The sequence below is a fragment of the Streptomyces sp. NPDC053432 genome (assembly GCF_055585365.1).
Genome location: NZ_JBVJKF010000002.1, coordinates 440,003 through 458,642 on the forward strand (window position 1 = coordinate 440,003; position 18,640 = coordinate 458,642).

Below are 18,640 nucleotides of genomic sequence, written 5' to 3' on the forward strand. Positions count from 1 at the left end.
GGGGCGGACGGGTGCCGCGCCGGTGCCGTCAGGCCAGGAACACCGGCAGGTCGAACAGGTCGTTCTGGGTGACCACGGGCTTGTTGCGGAGCTCCTCGCGGGGGACCGCGAGGCGCAGTCCCGGGAAGCGCGCGTACAGCGCCGGCAGGGCCACGCCCGCCTCCAGCCGCGACAGGGCGGCGCCCGGGCAGACGTGCGGGCCGTGCCCGAAGGAGATGTGCCGGTTCGGGGTCCTGGTGACGTCGAACGCGTCGGCGTTCTCACCGAACTGCTCCCCGTCCCGGCCGATCGCGCCGAAGGACACGATCAGGCCCTCGCCCTTGGGCAGCACCCGGTCCCCGATTTCGATGTCCTCGGTGGCGAACCGGATCAGCACGTGCGAGGTGGGGGTCGACCAGCGCAGCGTCTCCTCGATCACGTTCTCCCACGGCACCTCGCCCTTGAGTACCAGCTCCCGCTGCTCGGGGTGGGTCTCCAGGGCGACCACCGCGTTGACGATCAGGCTGATGGTGGTCTCGTGACCGGCCGCGACCATCAGCTGGAGGGTGTTCTGGATCTCCTCGGCGGTGAGCCGGTCGCCGTTCTCGGCGGCCGCCAGCAGCGCGCTGGTCAGGTCGTCGCCGGGCTCGGCGCGCCGCTGCTCGATGATGCGGCCGAACAGGACGCCGAGGTCGCCCAGTACCTGCAGCACCTCCTGGGGCGGGGTCTGCGTGGAGAAGAACTTGTCGAAGAGGGCCTTCATCTGCGGCAGGTCGGCCGCGTCGACGCCCATCAGCCCGGCGATCACGTTCATCGGCAGCGGGTACGCGAACTCCGCCTTCAGGTCGACCTTTTCGCCCGCCGGGAGCCCGGCCAGCCGGTCCAGCATCCCCTCCGTCAGCGCCTCGATGTCGGAGCGCAGTCGTTCCACCCGGCGGGCCGTCAGCGCCTGCGCGACCAGGGTGCGCAGGCGGCGGTGGTCCTCGCCGTCGACGGTCAGCATGGAACGGCCCGGGTTGGCCAGGCCGATCAGCGGCCAGTCGAGGGGTATCTCGCCGCGCTGCCAGGCGCCCCAGACGTCGATGTCCTTGACCAGCCGGGGGTCGGTCAGCAGCTTGCGGGCCTCGGCCTGCCGGGTGACGGCGTAGCAGGCGACGCCACCGGGCAGCACCACGCGCGCGAGCGGGCCGGCGGCGCGCAGGCGGGCGCTCTCGCCTTCGAGGTCGGTGACGAACGGGTCGAGCACGATCGGGGCGGCAGCGGCCTCGGCCCCGCCGTCGGCGGCGGTGTGGTCGAAGGGGCACGTCATCGGGTGGCTCCAAGGGCGGGTGTCGGGGTGTAGGTCACGGGGAGGGCGGTGAGTCCGCGCAGCCAGGGCGACGGGCGGCGGGCGAGGTCCTGCTCGGGCACCGCCAGGTCCATGTCGGGCAGCCGGTCGAGGAGCACCTCGATGCCGGTGCGGGCGATGGTCTCGGCGATCTCCTGGGCCGGGAAGGGGCAGCGGTGCTCGCCGTGACCGAAGGAGAAGAAGGCGTTGTTGCCGCCGGTGAGGGCGCCGCCGTCGGTCCGCACGAGCGGGTCGGCGTTGGCGGCGGCCAGGCCCAGCAGCACCAGGTCCCCGGCGGCGATGGAGCGCCCGCCGAGCCGGGTGTCGCGGGAGGCCCAGCGGCCGGCCACGTTCTGGGTGGGGGTGTCCTCCCACAGCACTTCGTTCATGGCCTCGGCGACGCTGTGCCGGCCGCCCGCCAGGGAGGCCGCGAACCGGTCGTCGGTGAGCATCAGGCGCAGCGAGTTGCCGATCCAGTCGGCGGTGGGCTGGTGGCCCGCGGCCAGCATCACCATCAGGTCCTGGGCGACCTCGACGGGGGTGAAGCCCGACCGGTTGGCGAGCATCCGGGACACCACGTCGTCACCGGGGGACGCCGACTTGGCGGCGAGCAGTGCCCCCATGGCGGCGCTGATGTGGGCCTGCCCCTCCAGGGCCCGCTCCTGACCGTTGATCATGTCGTTCATGGCGGTGACCAGGCCGGGGCCCTGCTCGTCGGGGAAGCCGAAGATGCTGGCGAGCACCCGCAGCGGCAGGAGCATCGCGTACTCGGCGACGATGTCGCAGGAACCCTTGCCGCACAGCCCGTCGATGAGCTCGTCGGCGAAGCGCTCGGTACGGGCCTTGAGGCCGAAGGGGTCCATGGCCTCCAGGGCGCCGGAGACCACCGCGGCGCGCTGCCCGTGGCGTTCGCCGACGGTGTAGAGGATCGACGGCTGGTCACGGCCGATCATGGGCAGCAGGGGCCAGTCGGCGGGGATGTGGTCCCACTGGTTCCACAGTCCGGAGTCGCGGGAGAACAGCGCCGGGTCGCTGGTGACCTGGTGCAGTTCCCGGTAGCCGAGGACCAGCCAGGCCGGTATGCCGCCGTCCAGGACGACGGGGGCGACCGGGCCGTGGTCGCGGCGCATCTGCCGGTACAGGTCCTGGGGGTCGGTCTGGAACCGGGGGCCGCTCAGCGGAACGGGCTGCGGCTCGGGGGTGGTCACGGGGCGGGCTCCGGGGTCTTCTGCTGGATCGGCTGCGGGGGTCGGGCGGCGGCGGTCCTCAGGTGTTCGACGAGGGAGATCAGTACCTGCTTGCTGGACTCCCTGGAGCGGGCGTCGCAGAACACCAGCGGTACGTCCTCCGCGAGGTCGAGGGCGTCGCGGACCTCCTGGGGCGTGTGCGCCGGGCCGCCGAAGTCGTTGCAGGCGACCAGGAAGGGCGTTCCGTGGTGCTCCAGGCGGTCGATGGCGTACCAGGAGTCGGCGAGCCGACGGGTGTCGACCAGTACCACGGCGCCGAGGGTGCCGGAGAACAGCCGGTCCCACAGGAACCAGAACCGCTCCTGGCCGGGCGCTCCGAAGAGGTAGAGGACGTTGTGGGCGTCGAGGGAGATCCGGCCGAAGTCGAAGGCGACGGTGGTGGTGGACTTCCCGGCGACGCCCTCGGTGCGGTCGACGGCCTGGCCGGCCTGGGTCATCGTCTCCTCGGTGTTCAGCGGACGGATCTCGCTGACCGAGCGGACCATGGTGGTCTTGCCGACTCCGAACCCGCCCACGATGACGATCTTCAGACCGTTGTCGGCGGTGCTGTGCAGGGTCAGGCGCTGTGCGGGCTGTTCAGAGGTTGCGGAGTCCAACGAGCACCTGCTCCAGGAGGTCGGGGTCGAGAAGGCTGTGGGCGGTCGCACGCGGGTGCCGGGCGCTGATCCGGCCGGTGTCGTGCAGGTCGGCGAGCAGGATCCGGACGATGGACACGGGCAGCCCGAGCTCCGCGGCGACCTCCACGACGGCCGTCGGGTAACGGCACAGGCGCAGGATCGCGGCGTGCTCGGACTGCATGCCGGGCACCGGATCGCACTCGGCGAGCACCAGCGTCACCAGGTCGAACGCGTCCGAACCGGAGCTGCTGCGGCCGCCGGTGAGGGTGTAGAGCCGGTCCGGGGAGTCGTCCCGTCCCGGCCTGCCGCGGCTCATCCCCGGGGCCTCGCGACGAGGTGCTCGCCCAACTGCTCCACCAGCTCGGCCATGTTGTGGCCGACCAGTCCGGCGTCGGCCTCCTCGTCGGCGACGAGCGCGACATGGGCGCCCTCACCGGCCTCCACGATGAACAGGATGCCGCCGTAGAACTCGGCCATCGCGGAGCGGACTCCGCCGGTGCCGTCGCCGAACTCGACCGAGGCGCCGTGCGAGAGGCTCTGGATGCCCGCGGCGATCGCGGCGAGCTGGTCGGCCTGATCGACCGACAGCCCCGAGGTCCGGCACAGCTTGAGCCCGTCCCGGGAGAGGACGAGGGCGTGCCGGGCGCCGGGGGTGCGCTCCAGGAGGTTCTCCAGGAGCCAGCTGAGCGTCTCGTCGGTGGTGGTGCCGGTCATCGGGGATCGCCTTCCGGATGGGGGGAGTTCGGGGACGCTGACTCGCGCGGGGGTACGGCCGTCTCGGATCCGGGCACTCCGGCACCGGGGGCTCCGGCACCGGGGGCTCGGGCACCGGGCGCATCGGGTCCTGCGGGTCCGGGCGCGTCGGGTCCGGTCCGGCCGGGGCCCCGGACCGCCTGGCGGAAGCTGCCGAAGCGGGCCACGGATCCGGCGGCCGCGCCGGACGCGGGGGTCTCCGTACGGGCCCGGGCGGTGGCTTCGGGACCGTCCGGGTGGGCCGCGGCCATGGTGCGGCCCCGCTTGCGCCGGGGCAGGGCGCCGTCGGCGGGCAGCGTTCCGTCGGCGGGCAGGCCGTCGTCCTCGCCGGGACCGGCGTGGACGGCCTCCGGCTCGCCGCCGGACCCCGGGGCGGTCCGGGCGGCCGGGACCCGTGAGACGGCGTGGTCGCCCGTACGCGAGGGCAGCTGTCCGGGGGCCTCACCCGGCGCCGGGACCGCGCGGGCGGGCGCCGGCGGCAGGGCCACCGTGGGAGCGGCCGGCGTCACGGCCGGGGTACGGCTGATCAGGTCCTGCGGGATGAGCATCAGCGCGCCGGTGCCGCCGCGGGCGGACGGCCGGAAGGACACCGTCAGGCCGTACTTGCGCGCCAGGCGGCCCACCACGGCCAGGCCGAGCCTGGTCCCGGAGAGCCCGGCCAGGTCCTGCGGGTCCGAGCCGACGGCGGCCTCGGCACGGCGCAGCTGCACGTCGCTCATCACCAGACCGCTGTCCTCCACGGTGATGATGACCCCGGCCGGGACCTCCTCCACGTACACGTGGACCTCGGCGGTCGGCGGGGAGAAGTTGGCGGCGTTGTCCATGAGTTCGGCCAGCGCGTGCATCACGCCCTCGGCGGCGTGCCCGGCGACGGCGGCCTCGCTGACGGAGTGCAGGCGCACCCGCTGGTAGCCCCCGATCCGGCCCATCGCCCCGCGCAGCACCGACTCCATGACGATGGGCCGGGCCCACCGGCGGCCGGACCGCGCGCCCGACAGCACGGCCACGGAGTCGGCGAGCCGGCCGGCCTGGGCGGTGCGGTGGTCCAGGTGCAGCAGGTCCGCGAGGACGTCCTCGTCAGCGTGCCGGTGCTCCATCTCGCGCAGGTCGGCGAGCATGCTCGTGGCCAGTGCCTGCATGCGACCGGCGGCGTTCGCCGCCGCGGCCAGGGCGGCGGCCCGGCCCGACTCGGCGCGGCGCAGGTCGGCCTCCAGCCGGGCCGTCGCGGCCTCGCCGGCGCGGACCAGCTCGGCGGTCCGCTCCTCGTGCTCCCTGGTGAGCCGCTCGACGGCCTCGGTACGGGCGGCCTCCAGCGCGGCGGTCTCGGCCGCGTGCTGCTGTTGCCGGGCGGTGGCGTCACGGCCCGCCTCGTGGGTGACGTGGGCGAGGTACGCGTCGCGGGAAGCGAGCTCCCGGGCCAGCGCCTCGGCCCGCGACCGGTGCTTGCGGGCGGTCCGGCTGTACCAGGAGACAGCGAACGCGGCGGCGGCCAGCAGCAGCACGCCGAAGCCGGCGAACCAGCCGAGGGGCGCCTGGACGCCGGGGGGCGCCGCGGCCACCGCCGCCGTGGCGAGCGTGCCGCCGCCGACTGCCGTCAGCAGCAGGGCGATCACGGAAGGGCGGAAGGGGGTGGGCGACGCCGACATCAACCAGACTCTCAGTACGGGCGCAAAAGGAAGGTTACGTTCCAGCCGTTAACGAGAGGTCACTATAAGTGAGTTGTCGATCAATTAGGAACACTGTTGATCGAATGGATACCCGTGGAGGGAAGACCGGAGCGGGCACTGCCCCTGGACTCCGCTGTCGGAGCCGTGCGCTTGACTGTCCGCCATGGAGCTCACACAAGCGACCGTCAACGACCTCCTGGCCCAGCTCGGCCAGGAGGACGGCTACCTCTACCTGCCCGACGACCTGGACGCGCAGGAGCTGGCCGACCTGCTCGGCGGCAGGTACGGCGCCGCGCGCACCCTCGTCCTGGACGGCTTCACCGATCCGACGGTCGACGAGTCCAGGGGCGCGGCCCTCCTGCTCCCCTTCGGGGACCGGGCCGTGAAGATGCGGGCCTGGGCGTACGGGAACCAGTGGATCGGCACGGGTACGGCGCGGGACACCGAGGGGGAGGAGCGCCCGGTGCTGGTGGTCGCTCGCCGGGAGGTACCGGAAGCCGCGGCCGTGGCCCGGGACCAGGACCGGGACGGGGACCAGGACGGGGACAGGGCCGGGGAGGTCGACTGGATGGAGCGCCTCATACGGATCACCGGCTGGACGGAGCCCGCCCAGCGGCCGGACGTGGACTGGTCGGCGGTGGAGTCCCGCCTGGGCACCGCGCTGCCGAGCGACTACAAGCGCATGGTCGAGACGTTCGGCGACGGCGCCTTCGACGGATTCCTCGGCCTCAACCAGGAGCCGTGGACGGCTCTCAGGGCGGACGGCCTGCTCATCTGGGCGGGTACGGAGCACGAGGACCTGTACTGCTGGAGGGCCGAGGGGGACGACCCCGACCGCTGGCCCGTCGTCGTCCGGTCCTGCGACGGTGAGGACGTCGCCTTCGGCTGCCGGGCCGCGGAGTTCGTCTGCCGCATCCTCGTCGACCCGCACCACCGGTTCACGATGGCCCGCTTCTTCGACACCCACTGGTTCATGAACTACGGGGGGCGCGACTGACCGGCCTCTTCCCGGGCCCGGTCGGAGTTCCGTCCGGGGCGAAGGAGTGGCGGAACGTGAAGGCGTGCGGGGCGGGGCCGTGCTCGTGGAGGTGTTCCAGCCGGGAAACCCCCTCCTTCCAGGTGGGTACCACGCCGTCGGAGACCCACCAGCCCGCGTGACTCGGGTGTTCTCTCCTCTCGAACCAGTCGTGACGCCTGTTCAGCGCCACACGGTGCGGACCGGTGTAGACGGCCTCGAAGGCGGGGCGCAGGCCGGTCCAGAGCGAGAGGCTCGTGGCCAGGGCGGTGGTTTCCGCCGTACGGCCCTTGCCGTACCAGGCCGGTACGGTGAACTCCCCCCATGCGCCCCAGTCGGCGCCGAAGAGCACGCCCCGGTCGCCGTCCGCCGCTTCGGCGCGGGCGAGGTACCCGGGGTGCTGACCGATCTCCCGGTAGACGTCCTCGCCCCTGTCGTAGAACTCGCGCGTGAGCGGGCCGGGATCGGCGAGAGGTGACGTCAGGACGCCGAACGTGTACAGCGCGAAATGGGGCATGCGTCTCTTCCTGAGGAAACCGCGCCGTCCCGTGGGGGCGGCTCAGCCCGGAGCAACTCCGTTGCGACCGTGGGCGACCGCCCGGGACGAGGTGAAGGTAGCCGCCTCTTCGGGCCCTGTCGAAGTTGCGTTTTCCCGGCCCGGGTGGCCTCGTGGGCGGCCTAAGGGCCGCCCGGCCGCAGCCGGAAGCCGGTGACGAGGTCGGGCCTGATCCGGATGGCGCCGGAGGACGCGCCGTCCACCCAAGGCCGCAGGAGGTCGGTGTAGCGGTCGATCTCGTGCGGGTCGGTCACGGCGGTGGCGAAGCCGGTGGCGACCACGCTCCATCCCACGTGGTCGGCCGGGTCGATGGCGTCGGCTTCGTAGGCGACGACCACGCCCGTGCCGGTATGGGCCGTGAGGAGGGCGGCCAGCGTCGAGTCGTCCTGGACGCGGATGACGATGTCCCCCGCGTCGAGGACGTGGTTCACCGGGCGCACCGCAGGCAGCGCGTTGAGCGTGAAGACGATCCGGCCCACAGCGACGGTGGCGAGCAGTTCCAGCGCCTCGGCCGCCCCGAGGTCCTCCGCCCTCCGTACGGGCGGGGCAGTGGGCGGCGGACCGGCGGTCTCTCCGGCTGGACGGCTGTTCATCGCGGACACCTCGGCTCGGGCGGGGCCGGGCGCGGCCCGGTTCCTTCCGGCATCTCAGCGGCCCGTCGTGCCCCGGGCGTGGCTGCGCAGGACGGTGAGCCGCCGCGTGTACTCCTCATCGTCGATCTCACCCCTGGCGTATCGCTCCGCGAGGAGCGGCTCGGCGTCTCCGGCGGGACCGGCACCCGGTCCCGGTGCCGCTCGTCCGACCGCGCCGTCGTGCTTCAGGGCGCGGACCACCAGGACGACGGCGGCGACGATCAGGACCCAGACGATCAACGTCGTCAGGGACATCGCGAACCAGCCCCACGCACCCATGTGATCGTTCCAGTACATCGCATACCTGCCAGATCTCGGGACGGGGCGACCGTGGGTCTGCGGCCGTCTGCTGCCAGGATCCCCGGACGGGGCGGAGCCGGGCATGGGCCGTTCGGGCCCCCGAGGGGACCACAGGGCCCATGCCGGTAACGGACGGGGCGGCGAAGACTGAAGACGGGCCCGGACCCGGACCTGGGTCCTTCGTGGACCGACCCCGACCCGGACTTGGAGGCCGTCCATGAGCACCCCCTCCCCCACCCGTATCGCCGTGGCGCTGCCCGCCGATTGCCGCTCCCTGCTGATGGAGCAGGCCCGCGAGGTCGACTTCGCCGAAGGCACCCGCATCTTCCGCGAGGGCGGGCACGCCGACCGGTTCTGGATCGTCCGCACCGGCACCGTCACGTTGGACGTGCACGTGCCCGGCCGGCGTGCGGCCGTCATCGAGGACCTCGGGGCCGGGCAGCTGGTCGGCTGCTCGTGGCTCTTCAAGCCGTACGCGTGGAGGCTCGGCGCCGAGGCCGTGACCCCGGTCCGGGCCTACGAGTTCGACGCGGAACGCGTCCGGTCGCTGATGGAGGCCGACGACCGCTTCGGCTCGGCCGTCGGGCACTGGGTCGGGCAGGTCCTCGCCCACCGGCTGCAGGCCGCCCGTGTCCGGCTGCTCGACCTCTACGCGCCGTACGGCAGCGGCAGCCGGCTCTGATCCCCCGCACGGCGAAGGAGCCCGGTCATGCCCGCATCCCGCTACACCGTCAGTGACGTCATGACGCACACCGCGGTCGCGATCGGCCGTGAGGCGTCCTACAAGGAGATCGTCGAGCTGATGCACCAGTGGAAGGTCAGCGCGGTGCCCGTGCTGGAGGGCGAGGGCCGCGTCGTCGGCGTCGTCTCCGAGGCGGACCTCCTGCCGAAGGAGGAGTTCCGGAGCACCGAGCCCGTGCTTCCCGACCAGCTGGAGGAGGCGTCCAAGGCCGGCGGGGTGCTGGCCGAGGAGCTCATGTCGGCCCCCGCCGTCACCGTCCGTCCGGACGCTCCTCTCGCCGAGGCGGCCCGGATCATGGCGCGCAGGCACGTCAAGCGCCTTCCCGTCGTGAACGCGGTCGGCATGCTCGAGGGTGTGGTCAGCCGCAGTGACCTCCTGAAGGTGTTCCTGCGGCCCGACGAGGAGCTGGAAGAGGAGATCCGCCGGGCCGTGCTCGCCGAACTGGCTCCCGGCGCGACCGCGGACTTCACCGTCGAGGACGGTGTTGTCACCCTGCGCGGTCCGCTACGGGACCGGGCGCTCGCGTCCCTGCTCGCGCGGGCGATCCGCACGGTCGAGGGCGTCGTGGACGTCCGCACGGACCAGGCCGGCACGCTCGGCGCCGCCGCTTGGCCGAGACGATCCGCGCCGCCGCTTGGCCGAGACGATCCGGGGGGCCGCGGTCGTGGTGCCCCCGCTCATGTCCCTCCGGTGGGCACGGTGATCACGGGGCAGTGGGCGCGGTGCAGCAGGCCGTGGGCCACGGAACCGAGCCGCATGCCGGTGTAGCCGCCGCGGCCGCGGCGCCCCACGACGACGGCGAGCGCGTGCTCGGCCGCCCGGGCCAGTTCCTCGACCGGGTGGCCGGAGAGGACCTCGTGGGTGACCCGCACGTCCGGGGACTCGCCGGCCAGGCCGGCGGTGGCCTCCACCAGCAGGATGCGCTGCTCCGCGATCGCGGCTCTCTCGTCGTCCGGCATGAGCATCGACCTCTGCCGGACGCAGACGACCCTGAGCTCGGCGCCCCGCCGGTCGGCCTCGTCGAACGCGAAGGCCAGGGCGTCCGCCGCGGCGGCGCTGCCGTCGATGCCGACGACGAGGTACGGCGGTGTCTGGGTGACGTGTTCGGCGTCGCCCACCACGGCGACCGGGCAGGGGGCCTGGGCCGTCACCGGAACCAGCGTCGAGCCGGCGCTGAAGAACTCGGCGATGCGTCCCAGGTGCCGGGAGCCGAGGACCACGAGGCGGGCGTGCCGTGCCTGCGTCACCAGGGCGTGGGCGGGGGTCCCGGCGACGAGTTCGGTGGTGACGTCCACCTCCGGCCGCCGCTCCTGGACCCAGCCCCTGGCCTCGTCCAGCCTGTCGGCGCCCGCTCTGCGCAGGGCGGTCTGCCGGGAGGTCTCCCCGGGGTGCCGGGTGTCGTGCTCCGGCGGCACCGCCAGCACGAGCCGCAGCGGCAGCGCGCGGCGGTAGGCCTCGTCGGCGGCCCAGGCCAGGGGGAGGTGCCAGTCCCGGGCCGGGTCGATGCCCAGGACGATGTCGCGGGCGCCCTCCCACTCGGCGGTCATGACCGGCCGCCGGACCGGGGGACGAGCAGGACCGGGCCGTGCGCGTGGTGGAGGACTCCGTGGGTGGCCGGGCCCGGGTTGCGGCCGAGTCCGAGCCGGGTGGGGGCCCGGCAGCCGCCCATGACCAGCAGGTCCGCCCGCTGGGGCGCCGCGACCGGGGCCCCTGCGACCGAGGGGCTCTTCGCCGCGTCGCCGTGGGCTTCGAGTCCGGGGAATTCGTCACGCATCTGGATCGTGAGGACCCTCGGGGTCCCTCCGTGTCCCCCGGCGATCTCGTCCACGCCGTCGAGCATGGTCACCACGTTACCCACGGACCGGAGCATGTTCCACACGTGGAGCAGGCATCCCTCCGGGGACCAAAGGCCCCCCGGGCGTACGCGGATCCGGGTCGATGCGCAGGCCGTCGGCACGTCCGGGGAGCGTAGTGCGGACACTCCCGGCGCCGGCACGGGTTCACGGCCGGCGGCCGCCGAGTGCGGCGGGGAGACCGAGGAGATCGGGCAGGACGAGGTCGGCGCCGTGCGCGCGCAGTGCGTCCGCCGCGCGCGGGTCGCGGCCGCGGTCGAGTCCGACGACCGGGTGGAAGCGGCCGCCTCGGCCCGCTTCGACACCGACGAGGGCGTCCTCCACCACGGCGGTGTGCTCGGGGACGGCTCCGAGCCGGCCGGCCGCCTCCAGGAAGAGCGCGGGGTCGGGCTTGCCCGGGAGGGCGAGCGCCTGCGCGTCCCGGCCGTCGACCAGGGCGCCGAAGAAGCCGGTGAGTCCGGCGGACCGGAGCAGGGTGCGGGCGTGCCGTGAGGCGGAGACCGCCGCGCATCCGACGTCCATCTCCCGCAACCGCAGGAGCACGGGCCCGACGTCGTCGAAGGCCTCGGCCCCTTCGGTCCGCAGCATCTCGGAGAAGACCGCCTCCTTGCGGGCCGCGACCGCGTGCACGGTGCCGCATCCAGGCGGGTCTCCGGGGGTGCCGGGCGGGAGGTCGATGCGGCGCGCGGCGAGGAAGGCGCGTACGCCGTCGAGCCGGGACCTGCCGTCGACGAGGTCCCGGTAGTCGTGGACGGCGTCGAAGGGGCGCGGGCCTTCTCCCGGCCGTACTTCCGGAAGAAGGCCCGGCTCCTCTCCGGTGCGCTTCCCCCACTGGGCCAGGCAGCCGTCGAAGGTCTCCTTCCAGGCGGCCGCGTGACGGCCGGCCGTGGCCAGGAGCACTCCGTCGGTGTCGAAGACGACGGCGCGCACCCGGCTCATGTTCTGTGGGACACGCGGCGGCCGGTGAGCCGGACGGGGGTGATCTTCATCCAGTGGGTGCGCGGGCCGCCGGCCCAGGGCTGGGACCGGGCCGCGGCCGTCAGGTGCCGGATCTCGTCGGGGGACGTGACGGCTTCCAGCCTGCCGACGGCCAGGACGCTCCAGCCGCCGGCCGTGACGTCGTCGATGTTGTCGATCTCGAAGGCGGCCTCGGTCCCCGCCGCCCTGGCCGCGACGGCTTCCGCGGCGGTCCGGAAGGCGATGTCGTCGCCCGCGACCATGTAGTTGACGGGGAGGACGGCCGGGCCCTCGGCGGTGAAGACGGCGATGCGGCCCACTCCGTGCGTGCCCAGCAGCGACCGGCACGCGTCCTCGTCCAGTTCGGTCATCACGGCGTCGCGGCGGGCGGTGGACCGGCCGCGGACCCGGCTCGCGCTCGCGCCGGTCAGGTCGTCGACGGTGACGCCGAGCACGTCGGCGAGCCGCACGAGGGTGCCGATGGACGGGGAGGCCGCGTGCTCCTCCAGGTACGCGATGTACGTGCCGTCCGCTCCGCACCGCCGGCCCAGTTCCTCGCGGGTGAGGTGGAGCGCCTCGCGGCGGGCCGCCAGACGGCGGCCCAGGTCGGTCCGGCCGGCGGCCCCGGCGGACGGCGGGTGCGCGGTTCCGGGGTTGCTCTTCACGGTGATCACTGCTCCTGGGTCGGTACGGCGACCGTGTCGTGCTGCGGTCCGCCGAGGACGACCTTGAGGGCGCCGGTGTCCGCGGCGCCGGAGAAGACGTCGTACGCCTCTTCCATCTCGTCCAGCTCGAAGCGGTGGGTGACCAGTGCGGCCCCGGGCAGGCGGCCGGCGGCCATCATGCGCATCAGCATGGGGGTGGAGGAGGTGTCGACGAGGCCGGTGGTGAGGGTGACGTCCTTGATCCACAGGTCTTCGAGGTGGAGGGTCGCGGGCTTGCCGTGGACGCCGATGTTGGCGACCCGGCCGCCGGGGCGGACCATCCGGGTGCACAGCTCGAAGGCCTCGGGCACCCCGACGGCTTCGATGACCACGTCCGCGCCGAGTCCGTCGGTCAGGTCCTCCACCAGTCGCTCGGGCTCCTCCCGGGCGCTGACGGTGGCGTCGGCGCCGAGGTCGCGGGCGGCGGCGAGCCGGGAGGCGGCCAGGTCGACGACGATGGTCCGGTACGGGCTGTAGAGCGAGGCGGTGGCGATGGCGGCCAGGCCGATGGGGCCGGCACCGACCACGACGACGGTGTCGCCGGGGCGGACGTTCCCGTTGAGGACGCCCACCTCGTACGAGGTGGGGAAGATGTCCGCGAGCAGGACCGCCTCGTGGCCGGGCAGTGCACTGGGGAGCGGGTGGACGGAGAGGTCGGCGAACGGGACGCGCACGAATTCGGCCTGGGTACCGTCGATGGTGTGGCCGAGGACCCAGCCGCCGCCTCCGCGGCACTGTCCGTAGCGGGCCTCGCGGCAGAACCGGCAGCGGCCGCAGGCGGAGATGCAGGAGACGAGGACGCGGTCGCCGGGGCGGACGGTGCGTACGTCGCCGCCGGTCTCCACGACGGTGCCGACGGCCTCGTGGCCGAGCACGCGGCCCGGCGTGACCTCCGGTACGTCGCCCTTGACGATGTGCAGGTCGGTGCCGCAGATGGTGACGGCGTCGACCCGGACGATCGCGTCCGCGGCGTCCTTGATCGCGGGGTCCGGGACGTCCTGCCAGGAGGTCCGTCCGGGCCCGTGGAAGACGAGGGCCTTCATGGCGCGGCCTTCTCTCTGTGTGCGGTGCGGAAGGGTCCACCGCCAGGCTGTGCCCGTGTCGCGTCGGCCCGCTTGGGCCGGTCGGCCCTTTGCCGGGTACCGGTCGGGCCCCTCCCGGGGGTCCGGCCGCTGGGGCCGTGGAGTGGGCCGCTCCCGTCCCGCACGAAGGCCGGCGGACTCTTCCAGGGTGTCGCGGACCCGCGGCGGCGCAACCCGGAACGTCTCCCACGGGCCGCCGCCGAGGTCGTCGCCGTCACCTGCGTACGCGGGGCATGCCCAGGCCGATCCAGGAGATGATCTCGCGCTGGATCTCGTTGTTGCCGCCGCCGAAGGTGAAGATGACGGCGCTGCGGTAGCCGCGTTCCAGTTCGCCGTGCAGGACCGCGCCGGCCGAGCCGTCCTTGAGGGAGCCGGCCGCGCCGACGACCTCCATCAGCCAGGCGTACGCGTCCCTGCGCGCCTCCGAGCCGTACACCTTGACGGCGGAGGCGTCCTGGGGGGTGAGCGTGCCCTGCTCGACCGCGTTGACCATCTGCCAGTTGAGGAGCTTCATCGCGTCGAGGCGGGCGTGGGTGCGGGCGAGGCGGCCGCGGACCCAGTTCAGGTCGATGACGCGGCGGCCGTCGGCGAGTTCGGTCGCGGCGGCCCAGCGCTGGACGTCGTGGAGGGCGCGGATGGCCATGGTGCCGTGGGCGGCGAGGGTGACCCTTTCGTGGTTGAGCTGGTTGGTGATCAGCCGCCAGCCCTTGTTCTCCTGCCCGACGCGGCGGCTCGCGGGGACGCGGATGTTCTCGTAGTAGCTGGCCGTGGTGTCGTGCGAGGCGAGGGTGTTGATGAGGGTGCAGGAGTACCCCGGGTCCGAGGTGGGCACGAGGAGCATGGTGATGCCCTTGTGAGCGGGAGCGTCCGGGTCGGTCCGGACGGCGAGCCAGACCCAGTCGGCGGTGTCGCCGTTGGTGGTCCAGATCTTCTGGCCGTCGACCACGTAGGTGCCGGTCTCCTCGTCGCCCTCGCGCACGGCCTTGCACTTGAGCGCGGCGAGGTCGGTGCCCGCGTCGGGTTCGCTGTAGCCGATGGCGAAGTCGATCTCGCCCGCGAGGATCTTCGGCAGGAAGTACGCCTTCTGCTCGTCGGTGCCGAACTGCATGATGGTGGGGCCGACGGTGTTGAGCGCCATCAGGGGCAGCGGCACGACGGCCTGCGCGGCCTCGTCGAAGAAGATGAACTGGTCCATCGGGGTCATGCCGCGTCCGCCGTACTCCTTGGGCCAGCCGACCCCGAGCCAGCCGTCCGCCCCGAGCCGGCGGATGGTCTCCCGGTAGAACCGTTTCTGGGCGGCGGGGTCCTCGTAGCGGGAGTAGACGTCCTCGGGGACCAGCTCGGCGAAGTAGGCGCGCAGCTCGGTGCGCAACTGCTGCTGCTCAGGCGTGTATTCGAGGTGCACGGCCCCTCCGGGAGTCTCGCGGTCCAGCCGGTTCGCTGCGGCGGTGGTGATGGCGGCGGTCACAGTAGAACCTGTTGCAAGAATTCGGAAGGGTGCGGGAATCCGGAAGGCCGGCCCCGGATCCACTCGGGTGAGGAGTACGTACGTGGACCACGACGCACGGCGCCGCGAAGCGGCCGGGTACGGCCGGGCGGTGACGCAGATCCACGAGCCGGGGGACCTCCCCGTCGACCCCGCGGTGCCGGCGCGCCACCAGTACTGGGAGGGCCTGCCGGCGGACGTCACGGCCCGGCTGCTGGAGAAGGCCGGCCGGACCCTGACCTGGTGGGCCGGGCCGGACGCCGACGGGCGGCCCTCCGCCCTGGTGGCCGGGGACCGCGGGCTCTGCCGGCTCCGGCAGGAACTGCGGGACGGCGTAGCGGAGTTCCGGGGGCAGCGGGTCCGGTTGGAGCCGGGCTCGCTGCGCAGCCGGAGCTTCGACGGGAAGTCGTCGCCGGGCGGGCGGGCCGCGGCGCCCGGCGCGCCGGGGGCTCCGGTCCTGCGGCTCGGCCTGGACGCGCGGGCGCAGGGGGTGCTCGGTCATTTCCCCCTGCACGTGCAGGACTTCCTGCAGCGGCCCTTCGTGTCGGGCGGGCCGGCGGGCGGCGGCGTCACCGCGGACTGGTACTACGACGAGACCGTCGGGACCGGGCGGACCGTGTGGTTCGTGGCCGTCTGCCTCTCCACCGAGCGCACCCTCACGATCGCGGAGGGCACGCGGTCCCTGGCCCGGGGCGCCCGCCCGGAGCGGGCCGAGTGGCAGGGGCTCCGGTGCCACGAGGCCCGGCTCGCACCGCGCTGATCCCGTCCCCCTGGAGTCCCGGCCCGATCAGGACCTTGATGTGCTCCTCCGGGCGGCGAAGCGAGGCGAAGGCCGCGTCCAGGCCGCCGAAGCCGGCCTCGCCGGTGACCAGGGCGGCCGCGTCGACGCGCCCGTCGGCGAGCCGGTCGAGGGTGGCGCCGAAGTCCCGCGGCGGGTAGCGGCCGTGCCCCCGCCCCGGCCAGCTCGGCGCAGTAGGACACCGGGTCCCCACCGGCGGCCGGGTCCGGCACGGCGTGCGCGCCCAGCCGGGCCGCCGCCGCGCGGCGCAGCGCCGACGGGTCGGAGGCGACGACCGGCCCGGCGCCGCGTTCGAGCAGGGCGGCGAACTCCCCCAGCTCCACGGGGCCGCAGCCGGTCACCACGGCCGGGGTGCCCTCGCCGGCCGTGGTGCGGGCGACGTTGCCGAAGCCGACGGCGAGCGGCTCGGTGAGGGAGCGTCGACCGCCCAGGGCAGGCCGACCACCCCGGTGCCGGGTTCGGGGCCGCTCGCGCCGGGCCCGTAGGCGCGTACGCGGCCGGAGAACTCGTGGCCCATGACGAGCGGCCGGTCAGGGGCGTCAGGCGTCAGGGGCTTCAGGAGAAGAGGTAGAGCACGTCGAAGCGGACGAGGTCGCGTTCCACGTCGAAGTGGTACGCGCCCGACGCGCTCGTCGCGTCCGAGCTCGTGCCGTTCATGTACGCGTCGAACTCCGGGCTGTGCTGCCAGGTCGCCCCGTCGGGCACGTACGTTCTGAGCCGTTCGGGCAGCGCGGACGGCTCGGCGGGCGCGAAGGTGCGGCCGGGGGCGCGGACGACCGCAGCCGCGCCTCCCTTCGGCAGGTGGGCGACGCCGACCAGCCGGATCCGGGAGTCCGGGCCGGGGATGCTGCGGCTGTCCCGGCCCGCCTCGTCGATGTCGTAGCCCAGCCAGTGCGCCTCGGTCAGCTCCCCGAGGTGGGGTTCGAACCGCTCGTTCAGCGGCGCGAGGTCGGTACGGACCGGGTTGCGGTGCGGCTCGGGCCACAGGAGGTACGTCATGCCCCCGCCCACGGCCAGCAGCGGGAGGCCCGCGATCAGCAGGAACCTCCGCCGGTTCGTGCGCCCCCGCTGCGTGTCCACGACCGCCCCCCGCCACCGCTCAGTTCAGGGCGTTGATCATAGCCGCGGCCGTCTCCGTCATCGCCGCGCGGGCGGCCGTCAGGTAGGGCCGGGGGTCCGCCGGGGTCAGGTGGGCGCGGATGGCCCCGGTCATGGCCACGTTCAGCGCGGTGCCGATGTTGACCTTGCGGATGCCTCCCGCGACGGCGGCGGCGAGTTCGGTGTCCGGCAGCCCCGAGGAGCCGTGCAGGACGAGCGGCACCTCCACGCTCTTCGCCAGCCGGGCGAGCAGTACGTGGTCCAGGACGGCGGTCCGGGTGGTCATGGCGTGGCTGCTGCCGATGGCGACGGCCAGCGCGTCGACCCCTGAGTCGGCGACGAACCGCCGCGCCTCGTCGGGGTCCGTACGGGCGCCGGGTGCGTGGGGGTCCAGCGGGGCGGCGCCGTTCTTGCCGCCGACCTCGCCCAGCTCCGCCTCGATCCACAGTCCGTTGGCGTGCGCCCAGTCGGCGGCCGAGCGGGTCGCCTCCAGGTTCTCGGAGTACGGGAGCTGTGCGGCGTCGTACATCACCGAGCTGTAGCCCGCGTCGCAGGCCTGGCGGAGCAGTTCGGAGCTCTTGACGTGGTCGAGGTGCAGGCCGACGGGGACGGTGGCGGCCTCCGCGCAGGCGGCGGCCGCCCGGGAGATGGGCAGCAGACGGCCGCCGCGGAACTTCACCGCGTTCTCGCTGAGCTGGAGGATGACGGGCAGGCCGGCCACCTCCGCCCCGGCGACGACGGCCTCGGCGTGCTCCAGGGTGATGATGTTGAAGGCGGCGACGGCGCGGCCCGCGCGGGCCGCCTCCTCGACGAGGGGACCTGCGGGGACGAGGCTCATCGGACCGCCTCCTCGCCGGCGGCGAGGATCACCGAGCGGGTGAGGTGGCGCGGCGCGTCCGGGTCGAGCCCCTGCTGGGCGGCGACGGCGAGGGCGAGGCGGTGCACCCTCACCAGTTCGGCGAGCGGGTCGAGCCGCCCGGCCACCCACTGGGAGCCGGTGGCGCGCACCTGCTGGGCGAGACCGTCGGGGGCCTCGTCGAGCGACCAGGTGACGGTGCCGGGCCCGGAGACGCTGATCGGCCCGTGCCGGTACTCCATCGCCGGATAGGACTCGGCCCACGACAGCGAGGCCTCGCGCATCTTCAGGGCGGCTTCGTTGGCGAGCCCGACGCTCCAGCCCCGGCCGAGGAAGGTGAACTGGCCGTGGCCGTCCAGCCCGGCGGGCAGCGGCTCGGCGAGGGCGGAGCGGGCGTCGGCGACCACGGAGGCGGTGTGCAGGCCGAGGTGGGCGCGCAGGAGGGTGAGGGCGGTGGTGGCGAAGCGGGTCTGGACGACGGACCGCTCGTCGGCGAAGTCGAGGACCACGGCCTCGTCGGCGAGGGTCGTCACGGGGGTGGCCGGATCGCCGATGACCGCGGTCGTGGGGACCCCCGCCTCGCGCAGGCCCGCGAGCAGGTCGAGCACCTCGGTGGTGGTGCCGGAGCGGGTGAGGGCGACGACCCGGTCGTAGCGGCGGTGGCGCGGGAACTCCGAGGCGGGGAACGCGTCGGTCTCGCCCTGCCCGGCCTCCTCGCGCAGCACGGCGGCCGCCTGCGCCATGTAGTACGAGGTCCCGCACCCCACGATCGCGATCCGGTCGGCGGGCCGCGGCAGCACCGCCCGGTGTGCCGGGGCCAGTTCGGCGGCCCGTTCCCAGCATTCGGGCTGCGTGCTCAACTCGTACGCGACGTGACTCATGGGGCTCCCTAGCGGTGGGGTGCGAGTGTGCCATCCTTGCGTGTTTCTGCAAGGTAGCGGTGAGTTTCACGCAACTTCAAGCATCATGA

The 18,640-nt window shown here is 73.8% G+C and carries 22 protein-coding genes and 1 pseudogene; 5 read left to right on the plus strand and 18 right to left on the minus strand.

Annotated elements, in window-relative coordinates; translation table 11 throughout:
• Positions 1–28 precede the first annotated feature (28 nt).
• Genes ACZ6Y1_RS05095 through ACZ6Y1_RS05120 form a run of 6 tightly spaced genes read right to left on the minus strand, consistent with a single transcriptional unit; the run spans position 29 to position 5,569 of the window.
• Complete coding sequence (locus ACZ6Y1_RS05095) at positions 29–1,288, minus strand: cytochrome P450 family protein (protein ID WP_469623040.1); 1,260 nt, start codon at positions 1,286–1,288, stop codon at positions 29–31.
• A complete protein-coding gene (locus tag ACZ6Y1_RS05100) occupies positions 1,285–2,514 on the minus strand; it encodes a cytochrome P450 (RefSeq protein WP_469623044.1) in 1,230 nt (409 codons plus the stop codon). Before ACZ6Y1_RS05100 ends, ACZ6Y1_RS05095 begins: the two co-directional genes overlap by 4 nt.
• Positions 2,511–3,149 carry a GTP-binding protein gene (locus ACZ6Y1_RS05105; protein ID WP_469623045.1) on the minus strand — a complete coding sequence of 213 codons (639 nt, stop codon included), beginning with the start codon at positions 3,147–3,149 and terminating at the stop codon, positions 2,511–2,513. Before ACZ6Y1_RS05105 ends, ACZ6Y1_RS05100 begins: the two co-directional genes overlap by 4 nt.
• Entirely contained in the window at positions 3,130–3,486 is a 357-nt protein-coding gene (locus ACZ6Y1_RS05110) for a DUF742 domain-containing protein (RefSeq protein WP_469623047.1), read from the minus strand. Before ACZ6Y1_RS05110 ends, ACZ6Y1_RS05105 begins: the two co-directional genes overlap by 20 nt.
• Positions 3,483–3,884, minus strand: coding sequence for a roadblock/LC7 domain-containing protein (locus ACZ6Y1_RS05115; protein ID WP_403888862.1), 402 nt, complete (start codon positions 3,882–3,884; stop codon positions 3,483–3,485). The genes ACZ6Y1_RS05110 and ACZ6Y1_RS05115 overlap by 4 nt, the downstream gene beginning before the upstream one ends.
• Complete coding sequence (locus ACZ6Y1_RS05120; RefSeq protein WP_469623051.1) at positions 3,881–5,569, minus strand: sensor histidine kinase; 1,689 nt, start codon at positions 5,567–5,569, stop codon at positions 3,881–3,883. Before ACZ6Y1_RS05120 ends, ACZ6Y1_RS05115 begins: the two co-directional genes overlap by 4 nt.
• Before the next feature lie 184 nt (positions 5,570–5,753).
• Between ACZ6Y1_RS05120 and ACZ6Y1_RS05125 the strand changes: the two genes are divergently transcribed.
• Positions 5,754–6,587, plus strand: coding sequence for an SMI1/KNR4 family protein (locus ACZ6Y1_RS05125; RefSeq protein ID WP_469623054.1), 834 nt, complete (start codon positions 5,754–5,756; stop codon positions 6,585–6,587).
• On the opposite strand, the gene ACZ6Y1_RS05130 is transcribed toward ACZ6Y1_RS05125, so the two are convergent.
• The 3 genes from ACZ6Y1_RS05130 to ACZ6Y1_RS05140 form a co-directional block, all read right to left on the minus strand.
• Positions 6,562–7,122 (minus strand): DUF3291 domain-containing protein, encoded by a 561-nt coding sequence (locus ACZ6Y1_RS05130; protein WP_469623056.1) that lies wholly within the window; start codon positions 7,120–7,122, stop codon positions 6,562–6,564. The two genes, ACZ6Y1_RS05125 and ACZ6Y1_RS05130, sit on opposite strands and share 26 nt — an antisense overlap.
• Before the next feature lie 161 nt (positions 7,123–7,283).
• On the minus strand, positions 7,284–7,754 hold the full coding sequence (locus ACZ6Y1_RS05135; RefSeq protein WP_469623059.1) for a pyridoxamine 5'-phosphate oxidase family protein: 471 nt from the start codon (positions 7,752–7,754) through the stop codon (positions 7,284–7,286).
• A gap of 54 nt (positions 7,755–7,808) precedes the next feature.
• Positions 7,809–8,090: an SHOCT domain-containing protein gene (locus ACZ6Y1_RS05140; RefSeq protein WP_469623062.1), complete on the minus strand. Its 282-nt coding sequence runs from the start codon at positions 8,088–8,090 to the stop codon at positions 7,809–7,811.
• Positions 8,091–8,310: 220 nt separating this feature from the next.
• Between ACZ6Y1_RS05140 and ACZ6Y1_RS05145 the strand changes: the two genes are divergently transcribed.
• Positions 8,311–8,775: a Crp/Fnr family transcriptional regulator gene (locus tag ACZ6Y1_RS05145; protein ID WP_469623065.1), complete on the plus strand. Its 465-nt coding sequence runs from the start codon at positions 8,311–8,313 to the stop codon at positions 8,773–8,775.
• Between the two features lie 27 nt (positions 8,776–8,802).
• Positions 8,803–9,417: pseudogene (locus ACZ6Y1_RS05150) on the plus strand (CBS domain-containing protein); the annotation flags it as partial.
• A gap of 95 nt (positions 9,418–9,512) precedes the next feature.
• Here ACZ6Y1_RS05150 and ACZ6Y1_RS05155 read toward each other — a convergent pair.
• The 6 genes from ACZ6Y1_RS05155 to ACZ6Y1_RS05180 form a co-directional block, all read right to left on the minus strand.
• Positions 9,513–10,382: a universal stress protein gene (locus tag ACZ6Y1_RS05155; protein WP_469623068.1), complete on the minus strand. Its 870-nt coding sequence runs from the start codon at positions 10,380–10,382 to the stop codon at positions 9,513–9,515.
• On the minus strand, positions 10,379–10,693 hold the full coding sequence (locus ACZ6Y1_RS05160; protein WP_469623071.1) for a hypothetical protein: 315 nt from the start codon (positions 10,691–10,693) through the stop codon (positions 10,379–10,381). The genes ACZ6Y1_RS05155 and ACZ6Y1_RS05160 overlap by 4 nt, the downstream gene beginning before the upstream one ends.
• A gap of 142 nt (positions 10,694–10,835) precedes the next feature.
• Complete coding sequence (locus ACZ6Y1_RS05165) at positions 10,836–11,627, minus strand: HAD family hydrolase (protein WP_469623074.1); 792 nt, start codon at positions 11,625–11,627, stop codon at positions 10,836–10,838.
• The gene (locus ACZ6Y1_RS05170; protein WP_469623078.1) at positions 11,624–12,310 is read right to left on the minus strand and encodes a helix-turn-helix domain-containing protein; all 687 of its coding nucleotides are present in this window, start codon (positions 12,308–12,310) and stop codon (positions 11,624–11,626) included. Before ACZ6Y1_RS05170 ends, ACZ6Y1_RS05165 begins: the two co-directional genes overlap by 4 nt.
• Positions 12,311–12,315: 5 nt before the next feature.
• A complete protein-coding gene (locus tag ACZ6Y1_RS05175) occupies positions 12,316–13,392 on the minus strand; it encodes an alcohol dehydrogenase catalytic domain-containing protein (protein WP_469623081.1) in 1,077 nt (358 codons plus the stop codon).
• Between the two features lie 253 nt (positions 13,393–13,645).
• Positions 13,646–14,836 carry an acyl-CoA dehydrogenase family protein gene (locus tag ACZ6Y1_RS05180; RefSeq protein WP_469623696.1) on the minus strand — a complete coding sequence of 397 codons (1,191 nt, stop codon included), beginning with the start codon at positions 14,834–14,836 and terminating at the stop codon, positions 13,646–13,648.
• 145 nt (positions 14,837–14,981) lie between these two features.
• Here ACZ6Y1_RS05180 and ACZ6Y1_RS05185 point away from each other — a divergent pair, with 145 nt between their 5' ends.
• Together ACZ6Y1_RS05185 and ACZ6Y1_RS05190 are read left to right on the plus strand one after the other, a co-directional pair.
• Positions 14,982–15,677, plus strand: coding sequence for a hypothetical protein (locus ACZ6Y1_RS05185; protein ID WP_469623084.1), 696 nt, complete (start codon positions 14,982–14,984; stop codon positions 15,675–15,677).
• Between the two features lie 254 nt (positions 15,678–15,931).
• Complete coding sequence (locus ACZ6Y1_RS05190; protein ID WP_469623087.1) at positions 15,932–16,201, plus strand: hypothetical protein; 270 nt, start codon at positions 15,932–15,934, stop codon at positions 16,199–16,201.
• Between the two features lie 70 nt (positions 16,202–16,271).
• On the opposite strand, the gene ACZ6Y1_RS05195 is transcribed toward ACZ6Y1_RS05190, so the two are convergent.
• Genes ACZ6Y1_RS05195 through ACZ6Y1_RS05205 form a run of 3 tightly spaced genes read right to left on the minus strand, consistent with a single transcriptional unit; the run spans position 16,272 to position 18,551 of the window.
• Positions 16,272–16,796, minus strand: coding sequence for a hypothetical protein (locus ACZ6Y1_RS05195; RefSeq protein ID WP_469623090.1), 525 nt, complete (start codon positions 16,794–16,796; stop codon positions 16,272–16,274).
• Between the two features lie 19 nt (positions 16,797–16,815).
• Positions 16,816–17,652, minus strand: a complete 837-nt coding sequence (locus ACZ6Y1_RS05200; RefSeq protein ID WP_469623093.1) for a class II fructose-bisphosphate aldolase — start codon at positions 17,650–17,652, stop codon at positions 16,816–16,818.
• On the minus strand, positions 17,649–18,551 hold the full coding sequence (locus ACZ6Y1_RS05205; protein ID WP_469623096.1) for an SIS domain-containing protein: 903 nt from the start codon (positions 18,549–18,551) through the stop codon (positions 17,649–17,651). The genes ACZ6Y1_RS05200 and ACZ6Y1_RS05205 overlap by 4 nt, the downstream gene beginning before the upstream one ends.
• Positions 18,552–18,640 lie beyond the last annotated feature (89 nt).